Source organism: Curtobacterium sp. MMLR14_002, assembly GCF_001864975.1.
Lineage (GTDB): Bacteria > Actinomycetota > Actinomycetes > Actinomycetales > Microbacteriaceae > Curtobacterium > Curtobacterium flaccumfaciens.
The window spans coordinates 1-5120 of record NZ_MJGT01000081.1 but is presented as its reverse complement, the minus strand read 5'-3'; the positions used below and the strand labels follow the sequence as shown (position 1 = coordinate 5120).

General features: G+C 71.0%; 5 protein-coding genes. 4 read left to right on the top strand and 1 reads right to left on the bottom strand.

Annotation, left to right across the window (positions count from 1 at the left end; translation table 11 throughout):
• Positions 1 to 60: 60 nt before the first annotated feature.
• Positions 61 to 717, bottom strand: a complete 657-nt coding sequence (locus BIU91_RS14885) for a hypothetical protein (RefSeq protein WP_128780543.1) — start codon at positions 715 to 717, stop codon at positions 61 to 63.
• Positions 718 to 858: 141 nt separating this feature from the next.
• On the opposite strand from BIU91_RS14885, the gene BIU91_RS14880 reads away from it, so the two are divergent.
• The 4 genes from BIU91_RS14880 to rlmB all read left to right on the top strand — a co-directional run bounded on the left by BIU91_RS14880 (position 859) and on the right by rlmB (position 5092).
• Positions 859 to 1341, top strand: coding sequence for a CarD family transcriptional regulator (locus BIU91_RS14880; protein WP_017888066.1), 483 nt, complete (start codon positions 859 to 861; stop codon positions 1339 to 1341).
• Between the two features lie 61 nt (positions 1342 to 1402).
• Entirely contained in the window at positions 1403 to 2611 is a 1209-nt protein-coding gene (ispD, locus tag BIU91_RS14875; protein WP_071406113.1) for a 2-C-methyl-D-erythritol 4-phosphate cytidylyltransferase, read from the top strand.
• Between the two features lie 32 nt (positions 2612 to 2643).
• Entirely contained in the window at positions 2644 to 4053 is a 1410-nt protein-coding gene (gene cysS, locus BIU91_RS14870; protein WP_071406112.1) for a cysteine--tRNA ligase, read from the top strand.
• 28 nt (positions 4054 to 4081) lie between these two features.
• The gene (gene rlmB, locus BIU91_RS14865) at positions 4082 to 5092 is read left to right on the top strand and encodes a 23S rRNA (guanosine(2251)-2'-O)-methyltransferase RlmB (RefSeq protein WP_027466607.1); all 1011 of its coding nucleotides are present in this window, start codon (positions 4082 to 4084) and stop codon (positions 5090 to 5092) included.
• The last annotated feature ends 28 nt before the right edge of the window (positions 5093 to 5120 follow it).

The window sequence follows — 5120 nt, the reverse complement described above, 5'->3', positions numbered from 1 at the left end:
ACTCGCACCGGGCCTCCTGTGCGAACGATCCGGGCGCGGTGTCAGCCGCGCCCGTCGGCGTCAGTTGGTGCCGTTGTCGCCCTCGGACGAATCCGTCTGCGAGTCCGTCGGCTGCGTGCCGGGCACGGCCTCGCCGGTCGACTGTGCGCCGCTCTCGGACGGGGACGTCGAGGTGGGCGTCGGGGTCGGGCTCGGCGCGAGGGTCTGGTACTCCTCCTGCGAGCTCGTCAGCACCGGCACGTTGGCCGAGGTGCCCTCGGCGTCGGGGTAGCTGAAGTAGACCTTCACGAGCGAACCGGGCTTCGCGTCCGCGTTGTCGAACACGATCGGCTCGGCGTCACCGGCGGTGGTGCCCTGCGTGGTGTCGCCCTCTTGCACGCTCGACTCGTCGTCGCTGCCCGCACCCGCGGCCATGGCGAGGTCGACGTGGGTGTTGGCCGGCACGTCGACGGTCTGGGTGTCGCCGCCGATCTCGATCGAGACGGTGTAGTCGTCCTGGTCGTCGTTGTTCACCAGCGTGCCGATGAAGCGGGCGCTCTCACCGTCGTCCGAGATCAGGAGGGCGTTCCGCACGTCGACCTTGCCGGTCGAGACGTCCACGCCGTCGGTGATCTGCTTGATGTCGACGGTGTGGGCCGGCGACATGAACTCGCACCCGGTGGCGCCGAGCGCGATGGTTGCCGCAACGGCGACGGACACGAGTACCCGAGGTCGCAAGAGATTCCTCCGTAAGTCACGATGGAGACCGGGCGGTCCCCGCGCCCATCCTAGCGATCACCGGGAGGGGTGAGCGTTGAGGGTCCCCTTACCGGAACGGCCCTTGTGGTAAACTGGATGTCTGGGAACGGAGCCTGATACATGCAATTCGAGGTCGGCGAGACCGTCGTCTACCCCCATCACGGGGCGGCAACCATCTCTGAAGTCAAGACTCGCGTCATCAAGGGCGAGGAAAAGGTCTACCTGAAACTGCGGGTGACGCAGGGTGACCTGACGATCGAGGTCCCGGCGGACAACGTCGACCTGGTCGGCGTCCGCGACGTGATCGGCAAGGAAGGACTCGACAAGGTGTTCGAGGTCCTCCGGGCGCCGTTCACGGAAGAGCCCACCAACTGGTCACGCCGCTACAAGGCGAACCTCGAGAAGCTCGCTTCCGGTGACGTCATCAAGGTGTCCGAGGTCGTCCGCGACCTCTGGCGGCGCGATCAGGACCGCGGGCTCTCCGCGGGTGAAAAGCGGATGCTGGCCAAGGCCCGGCAGATCCTGATCTCCGAGCTCGCGCTGGCCGAGAAGACCGACGAGGACAAGGCATCGACCGTCCTCGACGAGGTCCTGGCTTCCTGAGCCTGACGACAGCGCACTGAACGCGACAGCACGAACGACGACCGCACGGTTCCCCGAAGGGGTGGACCGGGCGGTCGTCGTCGTTGCGGCCGGTTCCGGCACCCGGCTCGGCATCGGGACCGCGAAGGCGTTCGTGCCCGTGGCCGGTGCGCTGATGCTCGCGCGGGCGCTCGAACCCCTGTTCGCCTTGCCGTCACCGACGCTCGTCGTCGTGGTCGCACCCGCGTCGCACCTCGACGAGTGCCGGCAGGTGGTCGGTTCGGTCGCGGGAGCGGCTGTCGCGTACACGGCCGTCGTCCCAGGAGGCGCGGATCGCCACGGGTCGGTCGAGGCCGGCCTGGCCGTCCTGCCGGACTCCGTCACCACGGTGCTCGTGCACGACGCGGCGCGGTGCCTCACGCCCGCGGCACAGTTCTCGCGGGTGTTCGACGCCGTCGCCGCCGGTGACGGTGCGGGCGTCGTGCCGGCGCTCCCCGTCACGGACACGGTCAAGCGGGTCGACGGTGACGTCGTCGTCGAGACCGTCGACCGTGCGGCGCTCGTCGGGGTGCAGACGCCGCAGGGCTTCCCGCTCGCGGCACTGCGGCGTGCGTACGCGGTGTCGTCGCAGTCCGAGACGGACGATGCCGGGGTGTTCCAGGCCGTCGGGGGCACCGTGCGCTTTGTGCCGGGTGACGCCGACGCCTTCAAGATCACGACGCCGTGGGACCTCGGCCGGGCCGAGTCGATCGTGCGGGCGCGGACCGAGGCGGCCGGTGGTGCCGGTGCCGGTGCCGGTGCGGGGACGCCCGACGCCGTCGTCGCGGTCCGACTCGGGCTCGGGGTCGACGTGCACGCCTTCGACGACGCCTCGCCCTGCCGTGTCGGGCTGCTCGACTTCCCCGGCGAACCCGGCCTCTCCGGGCACAGCGACGGTGACGCGGTGGCGCACGCGGTGTGTGATGCCCTGCTCTCCGCCGGGGGCCTCGGCGACATCGGCGGACGCTTCGGCACCGCCGACCCGCAGTACGCCGGTGCCACTGGCGACGTCTTCGTCCGCGGCGCGGTCGCGCTGCTCGCGGACGCCGGGCTCGTGCCGGTGTCCGTCACCGTGCAGGTCATCGGCAACCGGCCGCGCATCGGCCGCCGCCGCGACGAGATGCAGGACGCCCTGTCCGCGGTCGTCGGTGCGCCCGTCGCCGTGTCCGGCACGACGACCGACGGGCTCGGGTTCACCGGCCGTGGCGAGGGGCTCGCGGCGATCGCCACGGCACTCGTGCGTCCCTCCTGAAACCGCGGCCCCGCGCCGATTAGGGTTGAGGCGTGACCGTTCGCCTCTACGACTCCCGCGCCGCAGCCGTCGTCGACCTCGTGCCCCTGGTCGACGGACACGTGAGCGTCTACGTCTGTGGTCCGACGGTGCAGTCGTCGCCGCACATCGGGCACCTGCGGTCCGCGCTCGTCTACGACATCTGGCGCCGGTGGCTCACCCACCGTGGGTACCGGGTGACCCTGGTGCGCAACGTCACCGACATCGACGACAAGGTCCTCGACCTGGCTGCGGGCACGGACGAGGAGTGGTTCGCCCGCGCCTACCGGGTCGAGCTCGAGTTCACGGCCGCGTACAACGCCCTCGGCATCCTGCCCCCGACGTACGAGCCCCGCGCCACCGCGAGCGTGCCGCAGATGCACGAGATCATCCAGCGCCTCATCGACCGCGGGCACGCCTACGCCGCCGACGACGGCTCGGGTGACGTCTACTTCGACACCGGCAGCTGGGCCGACTACGGGGTGCTCACCCGGCAGCGGCGCGAGGACATGGTCGAGGCCGCCGACGCCGATCCGCGTGGCAAGCGCGACGCCCGTGACTTCGCGCTCTGGAAGGGTGCGAAGCCCGGCGAGCCGTCGACGGCCAACTGGGACTCCCCGTGGGGCGCCGGCCGTCCGGGCTGGCACATCGAGTGCTCGGCGATGTCGCGCCGGTACCTCGGCCCCGCGTTCGACATCCACGGCGGCGGGCTCGACCTGCGCTTCCCGCACCACGAGAACGAGCTGGCGCAGTCCACGGCCGCCGGGGACCCGTTCGCGTCGTACTGGCTGCACAACGGCCTGGTGACCGTCGAGGGCCAGAAGATGTCGAAGTCGCTCGGCAACTCGATCTTCGCGGCGGACTTCCTCGGATCCGCTCGTCCCGCCGTCGTCCGGTACTTCCTCGGTGCCGCCCACTACCGCTCGTCGATCGATCACCACGAGGGCTCCCTGGCCGAGGCCGAGGCTGCGTACGACCGCATCGGCGGGTTCCTCGAGCGCGCCGAGACCCGGCTCGAGGGCGTCCACCTCGCCGACGCCCCGGCCGTGCCCGAGACCTTCGCCGCGGCCATGGACGACGACCTCTCCGTACCCCAGGCCCTGGCCGTGCTGCACGAGACCGTGCGCACCGGCAACGCCGCCCTGGACGCCGACGATGCGGAAACGCTCGGGACCGCGTACCATCAGGTGGCTGCGATGGTGGAGGTGCTCGGCATCGACCCGCGAGCCGCCCACTGGTCGGGCGGCGGCCACGACACCTCGGCAGGCCCGCTCGCCGCCCTCGTCGAACGCCTCGTGCAGGAGCGCGCGGACGCCAGGGCAGCACGGGACTTCACCGCGGCCGACCGCGTGCGCGACGACCTCGCCGCCGCGGGCATCACGATCGAGGACACGCCGTCCGGAACACGCTGGAGCATCGCCTGAACACGGCAGTGCCGAACAGGAGCTACGCATGAAGAACGTCTCGGGAAGCAAGAAGGGTCGGCCCGGCGCCGTCCGCACCGGTCGCAAGGGCAACAAGCAGGTCGGTTCCGGCGGACAGGGCGCCCAGGCGCTCGAGGGTCGCAAGCCGACCCCGAAGGCCGAGGACCGCCCGTACCACCCGGCCGGCAAGCGCAAGGCCGCGAAGGACCGCTTCGAGGCGGCCAAGGGCCGGCACGGTTCCTCGAGCACCCCGCAGGGTCGCACGGGCCGTCCGCCGGCACGCAAGACCGACGACTCCGAGCTGGTGACCGGGCGCAACTCCGTGCTCGAGGCCCTGCGCACGAAGACCCCGTCGTCGACGCTCTACATCGCGTCGCGCATCGAGGTCGACGACCGCGTGAAGGAGATCCTCGCGCTCGCCAACCACCGCGGTGTGCCGATCATCGAGCTCATGCGTCCCGAGCTCGACCGCATCACCGGACACGACAGCGTGCACCAGGGCGTCGCCCTCAAGGTGCCGGCGTACCAGTACGCCGTCTCCGAGGACATCGTCGAGCAGGCCTTCTCGCGTGACCAGGTCCCGCTGCTCGTCGCACTCGACGGCATCACCGACCCCCGCAACCTCGGCGCGATCATCCGCTCGACCGCGGCGTTCGGCGGACACGGCGTCATCGTGCCGCAGCGTCGTTCGGTCGGCGTGACGGCGTCGGCGTGGAAGACCTCGGCCGGTGCCGCGGCACGCACCCCCGTCGCGATGGCCCCGAACCTCACGCAGACCCTGAAGTCGCTCAAGTCGATGGGCCTGTTCGTCCTCGGCCTGGACGGCGACGGTGACGTGGAGCTCGACGGCCTCGAGCTTGCCGACCGTCCGATCGTGATCGTCGTCGGTTCCGAGGGCAAGGGCCTGTCGCGCCTGGTCACCGAGACCTGCGACGCCATCGTGTCGATCCCGATCTCGAGCGCCACCGAGTCCCTGAACGCCGGCATCGCCGCGAGTGTCACCCTGTGGGAGGTCGCGCGGCGCCGTCGCACCGCGTAGCCCCAGCACTTCGTGAGCAGGAATGGTC

Coding starts and splice junctions, on each gene's coding strand:
- BIU91_RS14880 (WP_017888066.1), top strand. CDS start 859: ATGCAATTCGAGGTCGGCGAGACCGTCGTCTACCCCCATCACGGGGCG.
- rlmB (WP_027466607.1), top strand. CDS start 4,082: ATGAAGAACGTCTCGGGAAGCAAGAAGGGTCGGCCCGGCGCCGTCCGC.